The 21,124-nt window shown below is 54.3% G+C and carries 22 protein-coding genes; 13 read left to right on the top strand and 9 right to left on the bottom strand.

Going from position 1 to position 21,124, the window contains the following annotated elements; genetic code table 11:
* From AC2FLE_RS04460 to AC2FLE_RS04420, 9 genes are all read left to right on the top strand, one after another.
* Complete coding sequence (locus AC2FLE_RS04460; protein ID WP_496695463.1) at positions 1-1,047, top strand: sensor histidine kinase; 1,047 nt, start codon at positions 1-3, stop codon at positions 1,045-1,047.
* 195 nt (positions 1,048-1,242) lie between these two features.
* Positions 1,243-2,283 (top strand): substrate-binding domain-containing protein, encoded by a 1,041-nt coding sequence (locus AC2FLE_RS04455; protein ID WP_142633790.1) that lies wholly within the window; start codon positions 1,243-1,245, stop codon positions 2,281-2,283.
* A 78-nt stretch (positions 2,284-2,361) separates the two neighbouring features.
* The gene (gene pstC, locus AC2FLE_RS04450) at positions 2,362-3,834 is read left to right on the top strand and encodes a phosphate ABC transporter permease subunit PstC (protein WP_496695461.1); all 1,473 of its coding nucleotides are present in this window, start codon (positions 2,362-2,364) and stop codon (positions 3,832-3,834) included.
* Complete coding sequence (gene pstA, locus AC2FLE_RS04445) at positions 3,831-5,192, top strand: phosphate ABC transporter permease PstA (protein ID WP_496695459.1); 1,362 nt, start codon at positions 3,831-3,833, stop codon at positions 5,190-5,192. Before pstC ends, pstA begins: the two co-directional genes overlap by 4 nt.
* Before the next feature lie 12 nt (positions 5,193-5,204).
* Positions 5,205-6,002, top strand: coding sequence for a phosphate ABC transporter ATP-binding protein PstB (pstB, locus tag AC2FLE_RS04440; RefSeq protein WP_142633794.1), 798 nt, complete (start codon positions 5,205-5,207; stop codon positions 6,000-6,002).
* A gap of 16 nt (positions 6,003-6,018) precedes the next feature.
* On the top strand, positions 6,019-6,720 hold the full coding sequence (phoU, locus tag AC2FLE_RS04435; RefSeq protein WP_271947126.1) for a phosphate signaling complex protein PhoU: 702 nt from the start codon (positions 6,019-6,021) through the stop codon (positions 6,718-6,720).
* A gap of 11 nt (positions 6,721-6,731) precedes the next feature.
* Positions 6,732-7,421 (top strand): phosphate regulon transcriptional regulator PhoB, encoded by a 690-nt coding sequence (gene phoB / locus AC2FLE_RS04430; RefSeq protein WP_142633798.1) that lies wholly within the window; start codon positions 6,732-6,734, stop codon positions 7,419-7,421.
* A 121-nt stretch (positions 7,422-7,542) separates the two neighbouring features.
* Positions 7,543-8,772, top strand: coding sequence for an acyl-CoA dehydrogenase (locus tag AC2FLE_RS04425; RefSeq protein ID WP_281972097.1), 1,230 nt, complete (start codon positions 7,543-7,545; stop codon positions 8,770-8,772).
* A gap of 121 nt (positions 8,773-8,893) precedes the next feature.
* Complete coding sequence (locus AC2FLE_RS04420; RefSeq protein ID WP_496695456.1) at positions 8,894-9,661, top strand: SDR family oxidoreductase; 768 nt, start codon at positions 8,894-8,896, stop codon at positions 9,659-9,661.
* Here AC2FLE_RS04420 and AC2FLE_RS04415 read toward each other — a convergent pair.
* Positions 9,658-10,527 carry an acyl-CoA thioesterase gene (locus AC2FLE_RS04415; protein WP_496695454.1) on the bottom strand — a complete coding sequence of 290 codons (870 nt, stop codon included), beginning with the start codon at positions 10,525-10,527 and terminating at the stop codon, positions 9,658-9,660. The two genes, AC2FLE_RS04420 and AC2FLE_RS04415, sit on opposite strands and share 4 nt — an antisense overlap.
* Positions 10,528-10,576: 49 nt before the next feature.
* Positions 10,577-11,794, bottom strand: a complete 1,218-nt coding sequence (locus tag AC2FLE_RS04410) for a serine hydrolase domain-containing protein (protein WP_496695452.1) — start codon at positions 11,792-11,794, stop codon at positions 10,577-10,579.
* A 183-nt stretch (positions 11,795-11,977) separates the two neighbouring features.
* Between AC2FLE_RS04410 and AC2FLE_RS04405 the strand changes: the two genes are divergently transcribed.
* Positions 11,978-12,589 carry a 2-hydroxychromene-2-carboxylate isomerase gene (locus AC2FLE_RS04405; RefSeq protein ID WP_496695450.1) on the top strand — a complete coding sequence of 204 codons (612 nt, stop codon included), beginning with the start codon at positions 11,978-11,980 and terminating at the stop codon, positions 12,587-12,589.
* A gap of 12 nt (positions 12,590-12,601) precedes the next feature.
* Here the strand turns inward: AC2FLE_RS04405 and AC2FLE_RS04400 are convergent, their stop codons facing one another.
* A complete protein-coding gene (locus AC2FLE_RS04400) occupies positions 12,602-13,621 on the bottom strand; it encodes a phosphotransferase family protein (RefSeq protein ID WP_496695448.1) in 1,020 nt (339 codons plus the stop codon).
* A gap of 25 nt (positions 13,622-13,646) precedes the next feature.
* Positions 13,647-14,465 carry an SDR family NAD(P)-dependent oxidoreductase gene (locus AC2FLE_RS04395; protein WP_496695446.1) on the bottom strand — a complete coding sequence of 273 codons (819 nt, stop codon included), beginning with the start codon at positions 14,463-14,465 and terminating at the stop codon, positions 13,647-13,649.
* Positions 14,466-14,616: 151 nt separating this feature from the next.
* On the opposite strand from AC2FLE_RS04395, the gene AC2FLE_RS04390 reads away from it, so the two are divergent.
* The 3 genes from AC2FLE_RS04390 (at position 14,617) to AC2FLE_RS04380 (ending at position 16,937) form a co-directional block, all read left to right on the top strand.
* Positions 14,617-15,612: an NADPH:quinone oxidoreductase family protein gene (locus AC2FLE_RS04390; protein ID WP_496695445.1), complete on the top strand. Its 996-nt coding sequence runs from the start codon at positions 14,617-14,619 to the stop codon at positions 15,610-15,612.
* A gap of 123 nt (positions 15,613-15,735) precedes the next feature.
* Positions 15,736-16,176 (top strand): type II 3-dehydroquinate dehydratase, encoded by a 441-nt coding sequence (gene aroQ / locus AC2FLE_RS04385; protein ID WP_271947108.1) that lies wholly within the window; start codon positions 15,736-15,738, stop codon positions 16,174-16,176.
* A gap of 5 nt (positions 16,177-16,181) precedes the next feature.
* Positions 16,182-16,937 carry a LuxR family transcriptional regulator gene (locus tag AC2FLE_RS04380; RefSeq protein ID WP_142633818.1) on the top strand — a complete coding sequence of 252 codons (756 nt, stop codon included), beginning with the start codon at positions 16,182-16,184 and terminating at the stop codon, positions 16,935-16,937.
* A gap of 394 nt (positions 16,938-17,331) precedes the next feature.
* Here AC2FLE_RS04380 and tsf read toward each other — a convergent pair whose 3' ends face one another.
* From tsf to AC2FLE_RS04355, 5 genes are all read right to left on the bottom strand, one after another.
* Positions 17,332-18,207, bottom strand: a complete 876-nt coding sequence (tsf, locus tag AC2FLE_RS04375; protein ID WP_142633819.1) for a translation elongation factor Ts — start codon at positions 18,205-18,207, stop codon at positions 17,332-17,334.
* A 77-nt stretch (positions 18,208-18,284) separates the two neighbouring features.
* Positions 18,285-19,076 (bottom strand): 30S ribosomal protein S2, encoded by a 792-nt coding sequence (rpsB, locus tag AC2FLE_RS04370; RefSeq protein ID WP_142633821.1) that lies wholly within the window; start codon positions 19,074-19,076, stop codon positions 18,285-18,287.
* A 167-nt stretch (positions 19,077-19,243) separates the two neighbouring features.
* Positions 19,244-20,080, bottom strand: coding sequence for a lyso-ornithine lipid O-acyltransferase (olsA, locus tag AC2FLE_RS04365; RefSeq protein ID WP_496696088.1), 837 nt, complete (start codon positions 20,078-20,080; stop codon positions 19,244-19,246).
* 4 nt (positions 20,081-20,084) lie between these two features.
* Positions 20,085-20,840, bottom strand: coding sequence for an L-ornithine N(alpha)-acyltransferase (gene olsB / locus AC2FLE_RS04360; RefSeq protein ID WP_496688091.1), 756 nt, complete (start codon positions 20,838-20,840; stop codon positions 20,085-20,087).
* Positions 20,841-20,937: 97 nt separating this feature from the next.
* Positions 20,938-21,120, bottom strand: a complete 183-nt coding sequence (locus tag AC2FLE_RS04355; RefSeq protein WP_496695442.1) for a DUF3553 domain-containing protein — start codon at positions 21,118-21,120, stop codon at positions 20,938-20,940.
* Positions 21,121-21,124 lie beyond the last annotated feature (4 nt).

Genomic DNA, 21,124 nt, shown 5'->3' with positions numbered 1-21,124 from the left:
ATGACCAACGACCAACTTGAAGAAATTGTAACCGCCATCCCGATGCCCGCGCTGATGGTTGACCAGACCGAGCGGATTATTGCGGTCAATACCGAAGCAAAGACGTTGTTGGGCCAGAATATCCTGCAGCGGCATTTCGCGACCATCCTCAGACAGCCGCAGGTTATTGAAGCGATTGAACAAAGCCTGCGCACGAAGGGAACGTCCAACACTCGGCACCTGTCCAATGACGGTGCCCAGGATACAACTTTCGAAGTTCAGTGCCGGTATATGAATGGGGTCGGTGCAGTATCCGGCGGTGCGTTGCTTGCTGTATTTCAGGACGTTACGCATGTTGAGCAAGCAAATCAGATGCGACGTGATTTCGTCGCGAATGTCAGCCATGAATTGCGGACCCCGCTGACGGCATTAATGGGCTTTATTGAAACCTTGCGCGGTCCGGCCCGAGATGACGAGGCTGCCCGGGATCGTTTTCTTCAGATCATGAACGACGAGGCAAATCGAATGAACCGGCTTGTCGGTGATCTTCTGTCTTTGAACCGCGTCGAAAGCGAAGAGCGGGTTCGCCCGAAAGAACAACTTGAGCTGACAGCACTTCTTAGATCGACCCTCAATTCTCTGCGCCCATTGGCAGATGGCGCGGATGTAGTGCTGAGCCTAGATGCGCCCGACGACAAAATAATGCTAGTTGGCGACAGCGACCAGTTGCTCCAAGTATTTACCAACCTGATCGAGAACGGAATTAAATACGGCGGCAGCGGTGGTCGGGTAGAAGTTCGCGTCAAATCTTCGGATCACGACACCGCCATGCGCGGTCCCGGTGTTCGCGTTCAGATCGTGGATAGGGGACCTGGAATCGACCCGAAGCATGTATCGCGTTTGACCGAACGATTCTATCGCGCGGACAGTCATAGGTCACGGCAACTGGGTGGAACCGGGTTGGGCCTGGCGATTGTAAAACATATTCTAAACCGCCATCGCGGCAGATTGCGGGTGGAAAGCGATCTTGGAAAAGGCTCTGTTTTTACAGTGATTTTGCCGCGCTGATCGCTCGGATCAAACCAGTTGTCGGATCTGTTTTGTTTCTTTCACAGCATATGTCCCGTGGCGTATCGGCTGAAAATCCAAACGTGTCATGAAACCGTTACACATTTGTCACAAAAGGCTTACGCACGACTTTTAGAGGTTCGGCCAAGATCATCATGAGGATGATCCAGAAACATATTTCTCAAGGAGACTGAAATGTCCTTTGTAAAACTGTCGGCTTCGGTTCTGGCTATCGCTGCTGTTTCGGCCACTGCGGCCACCGCGCGTGATCAAGTTCAGGTTGCTGGTTCTTCCACCGTTCTGCCCTATGCTTCGATCGTTGCAGAAGCCTTTGGCGAAAACTTTGACTTCCAGACCCCGGTTGTTGAATCGGGCGGATCTTCAGCCGGCCTCAAGCGGTTCTGTGAAGGTGTTGGCGAAAACACCATCGACGTTGCGAACGCTTCGCGCCAGATCCGTGAAAAAGAGATCAAAGCCTGTGCCGAAAACGGTGTTACCGACATCATCGAAGTTCAGATCGGCTATGACGGCATCGTTTTCGCATCCGACATCAACGGCAACTCATTCGAGTTCACGCCGGAAGATTGGTACAAAGCGCTGTCCGCCCAGATCGTGGTTGATGGCCAGCTGGTCGACAATCCCAACAAGACCTGGGCCGACGTGAACCCTGCATTCCCAGCGCAGCCGATTGCAGCCTTCATCCCCGGCACCAAGCACGGCACGCGTGAAGTGTTCGAAGACAAGGTGATCCTGGCCGGTTGTGAGCATCTGGGTGACTTTGATGTCTACAAAGCCGCAAATGGCGACGACAAAAAAGCCGCTGAAAAAGCCTGTATCGCTCTGCGTACCGATGGCGTTTCGGTCGACATCGACGGCGACTATACCGAGACCCTGGCTCGTATCGACAGCAACAAAGACGGCATCGGCGTCTTTGGTCTGGCGTTCTACGAGAACAACACCGACAAACTGCAGGTTGCGACCATGGCAGGCATCGTGCCTTCGACCGAATCCATCGCAACTGGCGAATACCCGGTATCGCGCCCGCTGTTTTTCTATGTGAAAAAAGCACATATCGGCGTTATCCCCGGGCTGAAAGAATATGCAGAGTTCTTCGTCGCTGATGAGGTTGCAGGCCCCGATGGTCCTCTGGCTGCATACGGTCTCGTATCAGACCCAGAGCTGGTCAAGGTTCAGGAAATCGTAGCCAGCGAAACCACTTTGGGCGGCGGTTCCTAAGCTTTCACACGACTGAACCGGGGCGGTGTCTACGCCCCGGTTTTCTTAAATCCACTCCTGCCGCTTGACGGAGTTCTCATGGCACTAACCTGGCTGCTGCTCATTTTGCTGGCGATTGCTGTTCTTGGCTATTTTGCGGGCCGGTCCCGCGCGATGGCCAGCGCGGACGGAAACCTGCGCAATCTGCACTCACTTCCATCCTATTACGGCTATAACGTTGCTTTGACGGCGCTGATACCGGGGTTCGTTTTGCTGGTCATCTGGTTGCTGGCGCAGCCCTTGATCGTCAGCAATTCTGCCTCTGGGTTGCTGCCGGACTCGGCAATCCCCGAGGGGTCGACCCGCGGCTTGCTGATGAGCGAAGTGCGCCGGGTTGCCAACGGCCTGGACGGCGCGGTTGCCGCAGGCACCATGACCGAAGACTTTGCCCGCAGCGCGCATGAGGATTTTGCCGATGTGACCGCGCGACTGAAAGAGGCTGGCCAGATCATTACGCAAGAGGTAACCGCACCCATTCTGCTGGCGGCGCAGAAATATCGCTCGATGAGCGCAAGCGGAACCATTGCGATGCAGATCGCGGTTTTGGTTGTGACGCTGATCGGGGCCTCATTTGCCTATATCCGCACTCATAAAGAATTTCGCGCCCGAAATGTTGTCGAACAAGGCATTCTGGCGCTGCTGCTGCTGGCCGCTTCGATCGCAGTTCTGACCACAGTCGGCATCGTCCTGTCCATGTTTTTTGAAACGATGAATTTCTTCGAACTTCATTCGTGGAAAGACTTTTTCTTTGGAAGCACCTGGGCCCCGAACTTCCGGGGCGGAAGTGAACTGTCGATCCTCCCACTGCTGTGGGGGACTTTGTATATTTCTCTGATCGCGTTGCTGGTTGCGGTTCCGATTGGGCTGTACGCTGCGATCTATCTTTCCGAATATGCCTCGAGCGTGGCAAGGTCTGTAGCCAAGCCTTTGCTGGAAATCCTCGCCGGTATCCCAACCATCGTTTACGGTCTTTTCGCGCTGCTGACGGTCGGTCCGGCACTGGTATCTGTGTTCGGGCAGGGGGGGGCTTTGGGCGTTGGTTGGATGGCCAGTTCGAACGCTGTACTCACGGCGGGTCTGGTCATGGGCATCATGCTCATCCCGTTCGTGTCGTCACTATCTGACGACATCATCAACGCGGTGCCCCAGTCGATGCGAGACGGATCGCTTGGCCTAGGCGCAACGCATTCCGAAACTGTCAGGCAAGTCGTCCTGCCGGCAGCTTTGCCCGGGATCGTAGGGGCAATCTTGTTGGCCGCCAGCCGCGCAATCGGTGAGACCATGATTGTCGTGATGGCCGCCGGTGCGATTGCCAAATTCTCAGGAAACCCGTTCGAAGCCATGACCACAATCACCACTAGGATCGTTAGCCAGCTGACTGGGGATACTGATTTCGCAAGCCCGGAGACCCTTGTGGCCTTTGCCCTGGGTCTGACCCTGTTCATCATCACGCTGGGGCTGAACATCTTCGCCCTCTATATCGTGCGCAAATACCGGGAGCAGTATGAATGACTGACATGTCCCAAAAACAAGACGCAGCACCTGCCGCTAAACACAAAGGGGCTTCGCTGTTCAATCAGGACACACAAACCAAGCGTCGCAATGCGGCCGAAATCCGGTTCAAATTGTACGGTATCGCGGCCATTGGTATCGGTCTTGTGATGTTGATTGTGTTGGTGACTAATATAGTCACCGCCGGTACGGGCGCTTTTCAGCAAAGCTTCCTAGAGCTGACGGTAGAGCTGAAGGCAGACAAGCTCGACAAAAAGGGCAACCGCGACATCGCGGATATCAGTAAAGTCTCGACCTTTGGATACGCGCCTTTGATCGCCTCAGCGCTGGAGGTTGAGGTGCAGAAACTGGGCATCCAGTCCGATCTGTCGCCCAAAGAGATGGGGCAAATCCTGTCCAAATCCGCACAGGCGGACCTGCGCAACTACGTCATTTCGAACCCGGATGAGATAGGTACGTCGGTCAGCTTCCGCTTTTTGGTGAACAGCCGCGTTGATGGCTATCTGAAGGGCCGTGTGACACGCCAGTCCATCGCAAATGACAAAAGCATCTCTGTCGCACAGCTGGACTTCGTGGATCAGTTGCGTGCTGCTGGTGTGCTGTACAAGGCGTTCAACCCTGACTTTATCTTCGGGGCGGACGCCTCCGATCAGCGGCCCGAGGCTGCCGGGATCGGAGTATCTATGCTGGGTTCTCTGTTCATGATGCTGGTCGTGTTGGCACTGGCCTTACCGATCGGGGTCGCCGCCTCGATCTATCTGGAAGAATTCGCGCCTCAGAACCGGTTTACCGATATCATCGAGGTGAACATCTCGAATCTGGCGGCCGTTCCTTCGATTGTATTTGGTATTTTGGGCTTGGCTGTGTTCATCAATTATATGCATTTACCGACCTCTGCGCCGCTGGTTGGTGGTCTGGTTCTGACGCTGATGACGCTGCCAACAATTATCATTTCGACCCGAGCATCACTCAAGGCGGTGCCGCCGTCGATCCGGGACGCTGCGTTGGGGGTAGGGGCCTCGAAAATGCAGGCAGTGTTTCATCATGTGTTGCCACTGGCCGCACCTGGCATCCTGACGGGTACTATTATTGGCCTGGCGCAGGCGCTTGGTGAAACTGCGCCGTTGCTCCTGATCGGGATGGTGGGCTTTATCGCCTCGAACCCGCCGGATGGAATAGTGGACGGTTTTCTGTCTCCGAACTCGGCCATGCCAGCACAGATTTACGAATGGTCCAAGCGCGCCGACCCGGCCTTTTACGAACGCGCATGGGGGGGCATCATTATCCTGCTGCTTTTCCTGGTAACAATGAATGCAATCGCAGTCATCCTGCGCCGTCGCTTTGAACGCCGCTGGTAAATGGGGTCAATTATGAACGATATGACACGAGTGGAGAGAACCGTGGACGCCAAAGACATCAAGATCGCCGCGAACAAGGTTCAGGTTTATTACGGTGAAAATCACGCCATCAAAGACGTCGACGTCAGGATCGAAGACAAGACCGTCACCGCCTTTATTGGTCCCTCGGGTTGCGGAAAATCAACCTTCCTGCGCTGCCTGAACCGGATGAACGACACGATCGACATCTGCCGTGTCGAGGGCGATATCCTGCTGGATGGCGAAGACATCTATGACAAGCGCGTTGACCCGGTGCAGCTGCGCGCCAAGGTCGGCATGGTGTTCCAGAAACCGAACCCGTTTCCCAAGTCGATCTATGACAATGTGGCCTACGGCCCGCGTATCCACGGGTTGGCCAGAAACAAGGCCGAACTGGACGAGATTGTCGAGAAATCATTGCGCCGCGGCGCCATCTGGGATGAGGTCAAAGACCGTCTTGATGCGCCTGGAACCGGCCTGTCCGGCGGTCAGCAACAGCGCTTGTGCATCGCCCGTGCGGTGGCTACGGAACCTGAGGTTCTGCTGATGGACGAGCCGTGCTCGGCCCTTGATCCGATTGCGACTGCGCAGGTCGAGGAACTGATCGACGAATTGCGGTCGCGATACTCGGTGGTGATCGTTACCCACTCGATGCAGCAGGCCGCTCGCGTCAGCCAGAAGACCGCGTTTTTCCATTTGGGCAACCTTGTCGAGTTTGGTGAAACCGGACAGATTTTCACCAACCCCGAAGATCCCCGCACCGAAAGCTACATCACCGGCCGTATCGGCTGAACATAGGTATTCAGAGATGACAGAACAACATATCGCATCCGCCTTCGACCGGGATCTGGAAGCCATTCAGGCGCATATCATGAAAATGGGCGGCCTCGTCGAAGCCGCAATCATGAGCGCGGCACGGTCGCTTGAGTCGCGCGATGTCGAACTCGCGCAAGAGGTGCGTCAGGGCGACAAGGCCATTGATGCGTTGGAAGAGCTGATCAATGAAGAAACTGCGCGTTTGATCGCGCTGCGTGCGCCAACAGCAAGCGATCTTCGTCTGGTCCTATCGGTATTGAAGGTTTCCGCCAACCTGGAACGCATCGGCGACTATTCAAAGAACATAGCCAAACGCACGACCGTCCTGGTCAATACCAGTGAGATCAATGGCAGTGCCGCCGCCTTGCGACGTATGGCACGTGAGGTCGAGCGGATGCTCAGGGACGCTTTGGACGCCTATGTCCAGCGCGACGCTGAGCTGGCGGCGGATGTTATCGAACGTGATGAGGAAGTCGACCAGATGTATAATGGTCTGTTCCGAGAATTCCTGACTTTCATGGCAGAAGACCCGCGCAACATCTCATCCTGTATGCACCTGCATTTCATCGCCAAGAATATAGAACGTATGGGCGATCATGTGACGGCCATTGCCGAGCAGGTCGTCTATCTGGTGACCGGAGAGCGCCCGACAGAAGCGCGTCCCAAAGCCGATTTTACATCGCAATCCGTCTAGGAGATTTGAGAATGTCCGCTGATCAACCGACCGTTCTGGTTGTCGAGGATGAGCCGGCTCAGCGCGAAGTCCTGGCCTATAATCTCGAGGCAGAAGGTTTTCGCGTATCCAAAGCAGCCAACGGTGAAGAGGCCATGTTGCTGGTCGATGAAGACAGTCCGGACATTATCGTACTGGACTGGATGATGCCTAATCTCAGCGGGATCGAGGTTTGCCGCCGGCTGAAAACCCGCTCCGATACCCGGTCGATCCCAATTATCATGCTGTCGGCCCGGTCGGAAGAAATCGACAAAGTACGAGGTCTGGAAACCGGGGCTGATGACTATGTGGTCAAACCCTATTCGATTGTCGAGCTTATGGCCCGGGTACGCACCCAGTTGCGGCGTGTCCGGCCTGCGACTGTAGGAATTAGGCTGGAATTCGCAGACATCGTTTTGGATTCTGAAACTCATAAGGTCAGCCGCGACAGCAAACCACTAAAGCTTGGTCCAACCGAATTTCGCTTGCTGAGCACATTCATGGAAAAGCCGGGCCGCGTCTGGAGCCGAGAACAGCTATTGGATCGCGTCTGGGGGCGGGATATTTATGTCGATACACGAACGGTCGACGTTCATATCGGCCGCTTACGCAAAGCACTAACGCAGTATGGTGGAGATGATCCGGTTCGCACTGTTCGCGGTGCGGGATACGCGCTGGGTTGAACGCGTGGGGCAGGTGGCTGCAAGCTATGAGTTTTACTCAAGGGTGGATGCGAAACTCTTACTGTTTTTTGGCGGGCCGACGGGTTAGTTTGCCGCGAAGCTGACAAAGCGGAGACGCACCATGAATGCCCCTGACACCAAGCCGACATTACGCGCCAAAGATGCGCCTGACATGGGCCAGTTCGCCTGGGATGATCCGTTCCGCTTGTCGGACCAGCTAGACGAAGACGAACGAATGATTGCGGCCAGTGCGCAAGCCTATGCGCAGGAAAAGCTTCAGCCGCGGGTGACAGAAGCATTTCAGAACGAAGAAACTGACCCCGAGATTTTTCGTGAAATGGGTGAAATGGGTTTGCTGGGCACTACGATCCCGGAAGAATACGGCGGGCTAGGGGGCGGATATGTCTCATACGGCCTTGTCGCCCGAGAAGTGGAACGCGTGGATTCGGGCTATCGCTCGATGATGTCTGTACAAAGCTCGTTGGTGATGTATCCGATCTATGCCTATGGCAGCGAGGAGCAGCGCCGGAAATACCTTCCGAAACTGGCCAGCGGCGAATGGATCGGATGTTTTGGTCTGACCGAACCTGATGCGGGCTCTGATCCGGCAGGTATGAAAACGCGTGCGGAAAAGATCGACGGTGGATATCGTCTATCTGGCAGCAAGATGTGGATATCGAACGCCCCGATTGCGGATGTGTTTGTCGTTTGGGCCAAATCTGATGCACATGACGGAAAGATCCGTGGCTTTGTCCTTGAAAAAGGCCTCAAAGGTTTGAGCGCGCCGAAAATCCAGAACAAGCTGAGCCTACGCGCCTCGATCACCGGTGAAATTGTGCTGGAGGGTGTCGAAGTCACCGAGGATGCTTTGTTGCCTCATGTTCAAGGCCTGAAAGGCCCGTTTGGATGTCTTAACCGCGCACGCTACGGAATCAGCTGGGGTGTTATGGGCGCTGCCGAAAGCTGTTGGCATGCGGCACGCCAATATGGGTTGGACCGGAAACAATTTGACAAGCCATTGGCGCAGACGCAGCTTTTCCAGCGCAAATTGGCGGATATGCAAACAGAAATTGCTCTGGGTCTTCAGGCAAGCCTGCGTGTCGGGCGACTGATGGACAAGGCCGAAGCCGCGCCCGAGATGATATCGATCATTAAGCGCAACAATTGCGGCAAAGCCCTGGATATTTCACGTCATGCGCGAGACATGCACGGTGGCAACGGCATTTCGCTAGAGTTTCAGGTCATCCGACATATGGTGAACCTAGAAACGGTCAACACGTACGAGGGGACGCATGATGTTCACGCGTTGATCCTGGGGCGTGCACAGACGGGATTGCAGGCGTTTTACTAAGTTTCCAGAATTCGTGTAATTGGTATTATGTTAAATTAAAGCCAATGCGCTTGGGAAACTTTTCAAATCCTCACAATACCTTACGATCTGTTCCTGACACTTACTGCATCATGAGGATCAAATGGAACTGAACGGAAAGATCGTTGTTGTGACCGGTGCCGCAGATGGCATCGGAAAAGGTTTGGCACTGCGATTTGCTCGTGAAGGTGCTACGGTTGTCTGCGCTGATATCAACAAAACCGGCGCAGACGCTGTCGCAAAAGAGATTGGCGGCCATTCATTCCATTGTGATGTTTCGCTTGAGGCTAATACAGCCGAGTTGATCGAAGCTGTAGAAAGCTCGGTTGGCCCTATCGATCTGTATTGTGCAAATGCCGGGATATTGACGATTGGTGGTTTGGAGGTTCCGGATGAAGACTGGGATCGCATCTGGAAAATCAACGTGATGTCACATGTTTGGACCGCGCGGCATCTGGTGCCCAGAATGCTCGAACGTGGCGGCGGCTATATCATGACAACGGCCTCAGCCGCTGGATTGCTGAACCAGCCAGGTGCAGCTCCATATGGTGTCACAAAGCACGCAGCCGTTGGGTTTGCTGAATGGTTGTCGCTTACATATGGGCATAAAGGTTTGCTGGTCTCGGTACTTTGCCCACAAGCCGTACGGTCCGATATGACGCGCGGGCACGAAACTTCGGTGGCTTCGATTGACGGAATGTTGGAACCTGAAGATGTTGCCGAGGCTTGCGTAAAGGCAATAACTTCTGAGCAATTTCTGGTACTGCCGCATCCAAAGGTTCTGGACTACATTCGCCATAAATCTGGAGATTATGACAGGTGGATTTCAGGAATGCGGAAGTTAAATCAAATGTTTATTGAAGAGACTTAACTTTTGTTCTGAGGGCGCCTCATCAGGCCTTCCTGGGCAACTGATGCGACCAGAACGCCATCTTCGGAATAGATTGATCCACGGTTGAAGTTACGCCCTCGTCCGCTCCATGGCGAATCCATGGAATACAGATGCCAATTCTCGAACTTGAGCGGCGCGTGAAACCAAATCGCATGGTCCAGGCTGGCGCCGTTCACTTCACCAGTAAACCAGCTTAGGCCGTGCGGGCGCATTCCCGAGCTCATGAGATACATATCTGAAGCATAGGCCAGCAACAGATGCTGCGTGACCGCATCGGCATTGGCCGCGGCGCCCATTCGGAACCAAATCTGGTTGCGGTCATCCGATTTCTCTGGGTTGAAAGGATCCAGATGGCCGGCCTCGCGGACTTCGATCGGGCGCTCGCGTGTTAGTTCTCCGCGAAAGCTGGGCGGTACTTTGTCCAGATATTTCTTCTTGAGCTCTGATCGCGATGGGTAGGATTCGGGCGCTTCCATCTCAGGCATGTCGTGTTGATGATCCCAACCTTCGTCCTGAATGTGGAATGAGGCGGACATGTTTAAAATCTGCTTACCATGCTGAATTGCAACCACACGGCGCGTCGTGAACGAACCTCCGTCACGGGCCCTATCAACTTGATAAATTACGGGAATGCTTGGGTCGCCCGGGCGGATGAAATAGGCGTGCAGGGAATGACACAGGCGGTTGTCGACGGTGCGATATGCTGCGGCTAGTGCTTGTGCGATGACCTGACCGCCGAAAATTCGCATAGGTGTTTCGCCGCCCGACCCTGTTCCCCGAAACAGGTCTACTTCCAGTCTTTCAACGTCCAGAAGATCCAGAAGAACTTTCTCTGCTTCGGTCATATGCGGTACTCCGATTAATCTTGGCGAATGGGTATCAGCGCGCCGAATGTCATTCAATGATTGACCCGAGGGTGAGCGCCTTCAATTCTGCGCGGGAGGGATAAGAGCTGGATGGTGACAGTTGGGTGAAAAAGATCGCTGTAAAATCGTTCTGACGATCAACCCAAAAGAAGGTCGATGCCATACCACCCCAGCTGAAATCCCCCATGCTGCCCGGAACACAGGTTCTGCCGGGGTTAATGACGACAGCGCCACCAAGGCCAAAGCCCATGCCCTCCATGGGTTGTTCCGCAAAACTCTGCGGTCCCATCGAGGCAATATCGCCGGGTAAGTGGTTGTGAAGCATGAATTCTACAGTTTTTGGTGCAAGAATCTGTTGATCACCGAACCTTCCGCGATTTCGGAGCATCTCTGAAAATCTAGCAAAGTCATCAATGGTTGAAACCAACCCTCCGCCCCCAGAATACATTGATGCCGATTCAAAGGGCGATGCGTCGGCATTGTCGACCAGACGCAAAGTCTGCTCACCCGTACGGGCTTCGTTTAGCGCCATCGCATTGCCCGCCAAAGGCGTATAGAGCGAGGCAAACCGATCCCCTGCTCCCGCCGGAACCCTGAACCCGGTCTGGGACATGCCAAGAGGTCTGAAAATCTCTTCCGCAAGGAATTGCTCCAGAGATTGGCCAGAAAGAACTTCTATCACGCGACCAATAACGTCTATCCCCACCGAATATTCCCATCGCGTTCCTGGCTGAAAGGCGAAAGGCAAAGTGGACAGCAAAGATACTCTTTCGGCCAAAGACCCTTCTTTAGGGCCGAAAACAAGATCAAGTTCGTCCATTGCCGCAGCCAGGATGCCGGGGTTGAAAGGATAGCTCAGGCCACTTGTATGGGTCAGCAGCTGATGAAGCGTTGGTGCAGGTGCAGGTTCGGTCTGATCCAACCTTGTGGCGCCGGGTACCAGCGCCTGTGTTGCGGTGAAATCAGATATATATTCAGACACTTGAGCGCCGAGGTGAACCTCACCGCGTTCGACAAGGATCATCAGGGCCGCAGTGGTTATCGGCTTGGTCATCGAATAGATGCGAACGAGGGTATCCCGCTCGAATGGCAGATTGTTCTCAACGCTTCTAAGCCCGCAGGAATGAAACAGAACCTCCCTGCCCTGATGCATCATCAAGAATGAGCTTCCGGCATATTTGCGATCATCCACATAGGATTGCATCCAATCGCAAATACGATCTAGCCGGGCTTGTTCGAACTTCATCTGTGTGTGCTCAACTTTGAGAAATTAACGTATCTTTCCCGGATATTGCGGGGTTAAGCGGAAAAAGGACAGCTAAATCACCTCAATCCAACGATGTCCCTGTACGCCAGAAGGGTTTTGCCTGCTAATGTGGTCGCAGATAGATTCGTGTCCGGTTCGGCTCTCGCCTAATGGAGGAGAAATATGCCGCAACATATAGAATTTGTTTATGATTTTTGCAGTCCGAACGCCTTCCTCGCGCAGAAGATGATATCTGATATCGCTGCAAAGCACGAAGTCGGTGTTACATATGTTCCGGTTCTGCTGGCCACTGTTTTCAAAGCCACCAATAACCAAAGCCCGTTTAAGGCTTTTTCAGAGAACCGGCAGAAGACGGCCTATTTGACCCGCGATCTCCATCGCTTTGCGCGTCACCGTGGGTTGAGCTTTCATATGAGCCCACATTTCCCGATGAACACCAAATTCGCCATGCGCGGGGCTTTGGTAGCATCCGGTAAATCATGGGAAAACAAATATATATCGTCCATATTTGATGCTATTTGGGTGCACGGCCAAAAAGTGGATGATCTGGGTGTCCTTTGCGACATTCTTCAGGATAACGGCTTGCCTATACGAAAACTGCGCGAGGCCATGACCAATCTGAACGTAAAGCAAAACCTGAAAAACCAAACCAAGGCTATGGTCAAGCGGGGTGTTTTCGGTGTCCCCAGCATGTTTGTAGATACTGAGATGTTCTTTGGCAAAAACAGCCTGGCCAACCTTGAGCTTGAATTGTCGAGATTTCATACGCCCTAGGTGGTTTCATCCTCAGCCCAATGCAGTCAGCCCTCGTTGTGCAAACTTAGGAACGTAACTACCAAAGATCTGAGCTCTTTTCGGATCAGAGGCGTTTCCGTCAAGCGCCCGCTTATAAACACCCTGTAAGATCGCGGCCATTCGGAAGAAATTGAACGCCAGATAGAACCCAAAGTTATCAATTCCGGGAAGGTCGCGGCGCTCGCAGTATTGATCAATGAAAGCCTGATCGGATGGCAGGCCGAGCGAGGACCGGTCTATGCCAGCCAGACCCCGCCCCTCTTTTCCAGGTGGCATCTGCCATTGCATGATAACGGCTGCGAGATCGGCAAAGGGATGCCCGATTGTCGACAATTCCCAATCCAGTACGCCCAGACAGCGTGTGCCCTGCTTTTCGAACATCAGATTATCGATGCGGTAATCGCCGTGAACCAGCGTTCTCTGACCATCATCCTTGGGGGTTGCGTTGGTCAAAGCCTCGATCAAGGTATCCATATCCGGAATCTGAGTGGTTTCGGACGCCCGAAATTGTTTTGTCCACCGCCCGATCTGACGCTCAAAATAGCTTCCCGGCGGGCCATAGTCGGACAGGCCAACAGAATCGATATCGACCTTATGCAGCGCCGCCAGAACGCGGTTCATCTCGTCGATAATTGCCGTGCGGGTTTCGGTTCTTTCACCAAGCATTGTGGGTTCAAGAAAAGTCCTACCATCGAGATGCTCCATCACATAAAACGCCGACCCGATGACGTCATCATCCTCGCAAAGCAGCAGCATTTTGGGTACAGGCACATCGCTGTCGGCCAATGCGCTTTGAACCCAGAACTCGCGGTCAACGGCATGGGCGGATTTCAGCAACACTCCCGGCGGCTTGCGGCGCAGGACATAGGAATTCTCAGGCGTTTTTAACTCAAAAGTTGGGTTTGATTGGCCAACCTCGAATTTTTTCGCCTCCAACGGACCCCGATACCCTTTGAGATGCGTGCCGAGATAGGCATCGACACGTTTCAGATCCAGAATTGCGCTGTCCATTTTGTGGCTCCCTTTGGCCGATGCTTCAGAGTGCTTCAGCAAAGATGTTGCCGGCGGTGACAACATTGATTCCGCCCGAAACCGGGATCACCGCGCCGGTGACATAGCTGCCGCCCAGACCGCACAGGAACAGCATACAGCCTGCGATATCCTCGTCACGTCCAACGCGACCCAAGGGCACGGATTTGCCGACTTTCTTGCGCGTCCCTTCGTCAGATGTGGCAAATGCCGTCATCCGGGAGACAAAGGGTCCAGGCGCCAGCGCATTGACGGTGATGTGATGCGGAGCAAGTTCTTTGGCCATGATTTTGGTTAGATGCAGCACAGCCGCCTTTGAGGCAGAGTAGCTATACGCACCGTCGCCCATAGGAACTTCGCCCATAACCGATCCAACATTGACGATGCGGGATGGATCTTCGGCAGTCCCGGAAGACATCAGAATCGGCAACAGTTTTTGGGTCAGTTCGAAGATTCCTGTCACGTTGACTGACATGACTTTTTCCCAGGCTTCGTAGGGAAACTGACCCATCGGTGCGCCCCAGGAAACACCGGCATTGTTCATGAGGATATCCAGCCGGTCCGTGCGCTTGAGCACTTCGGCCACCAGATTGTCGACACCCTCTTTTGATCCGACATCACCGGCAAACCCTTCGGCGGTTCCTATGGCGTCCAGTGCGTTCAATTCGGTCGCGACCGCCTCGCACGCGTCGCCTTTACGAGATGCCAACAGTACACGTGCACCCGCCCGGACCAGCGCCTCGGCCGCCATTCGGCCAATTCCGGTGGCCCCACCCGTGACCAGAGCGGTTTTGCCCTGCAATGAGAAAAGAGTTTCGGGGGTCATGACCTGCTCCTCGGTTTTTGATTTTGGCAAACTGTCTCATTTGTCGGTCAAGAGTAACGCCTAACCCGGTTGTGCCGGGTGGTTTCTTGACAACTCAGAACAGTACGCCAAAAGTTCCTCCTTACCGAATAACAGGGACATTAGCGTAAACATGCAAGCCTTACTCAGCGTCGCTCCGGGCGGGCCGGAAACATTGGAACTGACCACCCTGCCCAATCCGTCGCCAGGCAAGGGCGAATTGCTTGTTCGCGTGCGGGCCGCAGGTGTTAATTTCCCGGATACACTGATGATACGCGACCTGTATCAGATAAAGCCACCAAGACCGTTTGCCCCCGGAGGTGAGATCGCTGGCGAGGTTATCGGGCTGGGCGAAGGTGTTTCGGGCTTTAACGTTGGCGACCGTGTGCTGGCTCTGACCGGACACGGAGGTTTTGCCACACATCTGGCGGTCAAAGCGGCGACAGCTGTTAAATTCCCGAGCTCAATGCCATTTGAAGACGCGGCGAGCTTTATATTCACCTATGGCACCTCATATCACGCACTGAAGGACCGCGCTGCGCTGCAACAAAGGGAAACGGTCCTGATTCTGGGTGCCGCAGGCGGAGTTGGTACGGCTGCGATTGAGCTAGCCAATGCCATGGGGGCTCGGGTTATTGCGGCAGTCTCATCGCAGGACAAAGCAGATTTCTGTCGTCAGATCGGGGCGGACGAAACGATCATTTACGCGCGCGACATGGACAAACCGGCGCAGAAGGTCTTTGGATCGGACATCAAGGCCTTAGCCGGTGGTCAGGGCGTTGATGTCGTCTACGATGCCGTTGGCGGTGCCTATTCAGAGCCAGCGCTGCGCAGCTTGGGGTGGAAGGGGCGATTCCTGGTCGTCGGTTTCCCAGCCGGAATCCCTCAGATACCATTGAACCTCCCTCTGCTTAAGGGTTGTCAAATTGTTGGTGTTTTCTGGGGCGCCTCGGTGTTTCGCGACCCGAAGGGACATGGCAAAAACATGGAAGATTTGTTCGGGTTATACGCCAAAGGGCAGATCAAACCACAGATCAGTGCGCTATTCCCTCTGGATCAAGCCCAAAAGGCGCTAGACCTTCTGGCCAGCCGAAAGGCCCTTGGGAAAATTGTCGTGACCATGGCATAGCCAGCCAATATCTGAAACTTCAGCCTCGTGTCCTATAGGCCGCGGTTCTGACACATGATTCAGGTTCGGTGGACATCTCTACCTGTTCACGTTTAAGAACCTTGTTATGGGGACAGTATAACAATGCATAAAGCTCTTATTCTGAATGGTCCGAACCTCAATCTGCTGGGCACGCGACAGCCCGAGGTTTACGGAAGCACAACGCTGCAAATGGTCGAGGATATGTGCCTCGAACACGGTAAGTCTATCGGGATGGAAGTGATTCATTTCCAATCCAACCACGAAGGCGCGTTGATTGATGCCATTCATGCCGCCAAAGGTGTGCAGGACGGCATTGTTTTGAACGCAGGTGCCTATACGCACAGCTCGATTGCCCTGATGGACGCAATCGCCTCGGTTGAGCTGCCGGTCATCGAGGTTCATTTGTCCAATATCCACGCGCGTGAGGAGTTTCGACACCGATCCTATATCTCACGTGTGGCTGTAGGCATGATTTGCGGATTGGGTCCGCAGGGATATGTGCTGGCGCTGGATGCGTTGCGGTCCCATTTACAGGGTGAATGATCGCTATGAAGCTTTCTGAGTATCTGAATTTCCTCAGCTATACCAAAACCCTGGAAGAGCTCTGGGATGCCCATTGCCGGCAAATGGCAGAATATGGGTTCGATCGTTTGCTGTACGGATATACGCGATATCGCACCGAAACGTCGCTGGGGGATCCCGAGGATTTTGTAATCCTGACCAATCACAGCAAAGATTACCTGGATGGGTTTCTGGGAGGCGGGTTGTATTTCCATGCTCCGATGCTGAAATGGGCTTTGCATAATGAAGGGGCCGCAAGCTGGAGGATCGCCCAGGATCTGATGACTGATGGCACCCTGACCGCAAAAGAGCGAGACGTCATCGAGTTCAACAAAACCAAAGGTGTCGTCGCCGGTTATACGGTCAGTTTCGACTCGGTTTCGGTTCGGTCGAAAGGGGCAATTTCGCTTTCAGCGCATGGATCGCGTACACAAGACGATGTGGACGCTGTCTGGGAGGAATTTGGCCAGGATATTCTTCTGATGAACAACGTTGCTCATCTGAAAATCCTCACCCTGCCCTATAACGCACCAAATCGCGCACTGACAAAACGTCAGCGTGAGGCGCTTGAGTGGGTCGGCGACGGCAAAACAACTCAGGACATTGCGATTCTGATGGGGCTGACTTCGGCCACTGTCGAAAAGCACCTGCGTCTGGCGCGCGAGGCCCTCGTGGTCGAGACAACGGCGCAGGCAGTTTTGAAAGCATCTCTTCAAAATCAGATGTTCATCGTTGGGGTTTGACTCAGGGGGTGACGCGAATATGCGTCAATTTACCTAGGGTAAGGAAAACATGACTTTCCGAATCTAACGCTAAAGTTGCAAAGTGGTATTGTTCCGTGAGTGGTGGCTTTAGCCTGGGAACATTTGGTCGGATCTTTGCAATAACAAAGCTCTCCGATCGCTCTGACAATAGGGCGCCTATTTGTCCGCGTCTCTTTGTCGGAATTTTGGGGGGCCTCGTCCATCCCCATCTTTGCGGGGCCCCTCACTTAAACCAGGTTTAACTTGTGGACGCTTTCGGCGTCCTTTTTCGTTTCTAGGCATCATTTCTACACTAAGGACAAAGAAAAACCGGATACGCATGGCGTACCCGGTTTCTCAGATTGATACAGGCCCTGTTCAGGGCCTGTGATGCTTAGCCCTGAACTGCTTTTGCAACTTCAGCGGCAAAGTCTTCTTTTTCGACAACGATGCCTTCGCCAACTTCCAGACGCACGAATCCGGTGACGGTCGCGCCTGCTTCTTTGGCAGCGGCCTCAACCGTCAGGTCAGGGTTTACAACGAACTGCTGGTTCAACAGGGTCGATTCAGCGACGAACTTCTTCATGCGACCAACGATCATCTTTTCGATGACCTGCTCCGGCTTGCCGGATTCGCGCGCGATGTCCATCTGGACCTGCTTTTCTTTCTCGACGATCGCCGGGTCCATGTCTGCCTCGGACAGAGCTGCAGGGTTCACAGCCGCGATATGCATCGCAATCTGCTTGCCGATGGCTTCGTCACCGCCGGTCAGAGCGACCAGAACGCCGATCTTGCCCATGCCGTTAGTGGCTGCGTTATGGACGTAAGATACAACAGTGTCGCCCGACAGTTTGGACATACGGCGCACCGACATGTTCTCACCGATGGTGGCGATCTTGTCGGTCAGCGTTTCCGCAACGGTTTTGCCACCCAGATCGGCTGCCAGCAGAGCTTCGACATTGTCGACGCCTTCTGCGGCATATGCGATCTTACCAACCATTTCCTGGAATTCGGCGTTTTTCCCGACGAAGTCCGTTTCCGAGTTCACTTCAACTGCAACACCATTGTTGCCGTTTACGTGAACGGCAACCAGACCTTCCGCCGCGGTACGACCCGATTTCTTGGCCGCTTTGGCCAAGCCTTTGGTGCGCAGCCAATCAACGGCTTCGTCCATGTTGCCGCCGGTTTCGGTCAGCGCTTTTTTCGCGTCCATCATGCCTGCGCCAGTGGTGTCGCGCAGTTCTTTTACCATTGCTGCTGTGATTGCCATCTTTTGGCTCTCCTCAATTCAAACGGAATTGGGGCAGGTCATACCCTGCCCCAGATGTCATTTACGTGACGGGCAGCTTACGCTTCGGCAGGTGTTTCTGCTGCTGCGGGTGCTTCTTCCGCAACGACTTCTTCAACCGGTGCTTCTTCGAATGCGCCAAGATCAACGCCTGCTGCACCCATCTGAGCTGTCATGCCGTCCAGAGCGGCACGTGCTGCCAGATCGCAGTACAGCGAGATCGCGCGGGCTGCGTCATCGTTGCCAGGGATGATGTAATCGACACCATCGGGCGAGCAGTTGGTGTCGACAACTGCCACGACCGGGATACCCAGCTTGTTGGCTTCGGCGATGGCCAGTGCTTCTTTTTTGACGTCGATGACGAACAGCAGGTCCGGGACGCCGCCCATTTCGCGGATACCGCCCAACGAAGCCTGCAGTTTGCCCTGGTCACGTTCCATGCCCAGACGCTCTTTCTTGGTCAGGCCTTCGGCGCCCGATTCCATGGCTTCGTCAATCTGGTTCAGACGGTTGATCGACTGGGAAACGGTTTTCCAGTTGGTCAGGGTGCCGCCCAGCCAACGGTGGTTCATGTAGTACTGGGCTGACTTTTCAGCTGCTTCGGCGATTGGGCCTGCGGCCTGACGCTTGGTGCCTACGAACAGAATGCGGCCGCCCTTGGCAACAGTGTCACGAACAGCCTGCAGAGCTTGGTCCAGCATTGGAACGGTCTGGGTCAGATCCATGATGTGGATGCCATTGCGCGAGCCGTAGATGAACGGGCCCATGCGGGGATTCCAACGCTGTGTCTGGTGACCAAAGTGAACGCCAGCTTCCAACAGCTGACGCATGGAGAACTCGGGAAGAGCCATGCTTTATTTCCTTTTTCCGGTTTACGCCTCGGCGGGGGTGAAAGAAGCGGATGCTCCAACCGGCGGGCCAGATAAGGATGTCTCCCCTATAAAGCCCAAACCCCGCCTGCGGGTTTGAATGGCGCGCGTATACGGCAGGTTTTCAGGCAGTGCAAGGGCCAATCGCCCTATTTTTCAAGCCGCGCAAGGCTGTGCGCCTGACGCACGGTATCTTCGCAATAGGCGGCCAGGGCCTTTCGGTTCTCAAAGTCGCTGACCTTGGCTGGCGAATGATAAATTAGCTCTACGCCACCTTGGCGACGTGCTCCCAAAGTCTTTAACAGATGCGGTGCAAAATCCATGTCACCCCACCAGCCATAAAACCGTTCAGGCTCACCCTTAGGTGCATGGTAAACGACCGACACCGGTTGAACATACATGAAATCGCGTAGATCTTCGGTGAAGAATGCCGCAAAAAGTGTTGTTTTAAATGGTAAAATCCGTAGACCGTCGGTCGACGTACCCTCTGGAAAAAACAGCAGCTTGTGACCGGCTGTCAGGCGCTCCTGAAACAGAAGTGTCTGTTCGCGTGCCTTCTTGCGGTCGCGCTCGATGAAAACAGTACCTGTCGCTCGCGCCAGCCAGCCTATACCGGGCCATTTGGCTACCTCGGCCTTCGAGACAAAATAGATCCTTTTACGGGCATTCAGCGCAAAAATATCAAGCCACGAGGAATGGTTCGCAACAACCGCACCACGCTGGGTCATAAGCTCGCCGGTTGTACGGTAGCTAATCCCGAGAATCCGGAACGCATTACGGCATACGAACTGCGTGATGAAGGGCGTGACCGGACGGTGAACCCCATAGAGCGGGCGCTCGATCATGCGAAGGATCAGCAGGACAATCAGCCCGCTGAATACAAGTACAGCAAGTGGTAAACCCCGAAGGAAGACCAATAGCCATCCGCAGACCCCCAGATTGATTGGGTCAGGTGTGTCTTCACTGTGCCATGAGGCGTCACTCATCACGTTACGCTCCGCCATAGATGCGCCGTTGTCGCTCATTCATCCGCGCCGTGTCGAGGATAAGGCAAACATCGGTGGTATTGAACATATGGTCGATAAAGGCACCCTCGCCCACAAACCCGCCGAGACGCAGGTATGCTTTTATCAGTGCTGGAACCTGCACCATCGCTGCGCGCCGATCCAGTTTATCGCTATCCAGCATATCCATAGGCTGGAACACTTCGGGCTGAGCCCGAACCCGAAGGTCCGGAGGCGCAAGGTGATTGTGATGTAACATGGACAAAGGCTGAGCCAGAGCTTGAGGATCGGTGCCGTGGAAACTGGCGACGCCGAACAAGACCTCGATCTCGCGCTCGGCAACATAGGCGGCCAACCCGTTCCACAGGTGATACATTGCAGTGCCGCCGCGATAATCGGGATGTAGACATGAACGTCCCAACTCCAACAGCTTGCGTCCGCCTTGTTTCAAGATGGAAAGATCGTATTCATCTTCGGAATAGAACTGTCCGATTTCAGAAGCACGATCACCTGGTAACAGCCTGTAAACGCCAACAACTTTGCCAGATTGATCGTCAACCGCCAACATATGATCGAAATAGGGATCGAACCTGTCGCGCTCCAGCCCGGCATCGTGGTCGACCATTTCCCCACCGCCGCCCAGTTCACGTATGAACACATCATAGCGTAACCGCTGTGCAGCCCGCAATTCGGTGTCATTTTCGGCGAGTTTGACGGTGAAAGAAGGGCCTGCGTCCGGCATCAGAGGTTCCGTGTTGTTTCCGCGCTGATACCGCAGGTTTCAGGGGAATGGCAACATAGAGCGCTTCGATCAAACGTTAACCTTTCTTAAACCAGTTTCACGGATCAAAGACCTGCATCAGGGCGATGCGTGTCCCGTCGATTACCACTTTTCCCTGCTCGCGGAAGTTTACGGTGATCTTACCTGCGATGTTGGATTGTACCTGTCCAACACCCCAATCGGGGAAATCGGGGTGGCGGACATACATGCCCGGTGCGAGAATGGCATTCAGATCTGTCATCAAG

This window comes from Ruegeria sp. CDSA077 (assembly GCF_059612265.1).
The sequence above is the reverse complement of the archived record's forward strand: the minus strand, read 5'-3'. Positions and strand labels throughout refer to the sequence as shown.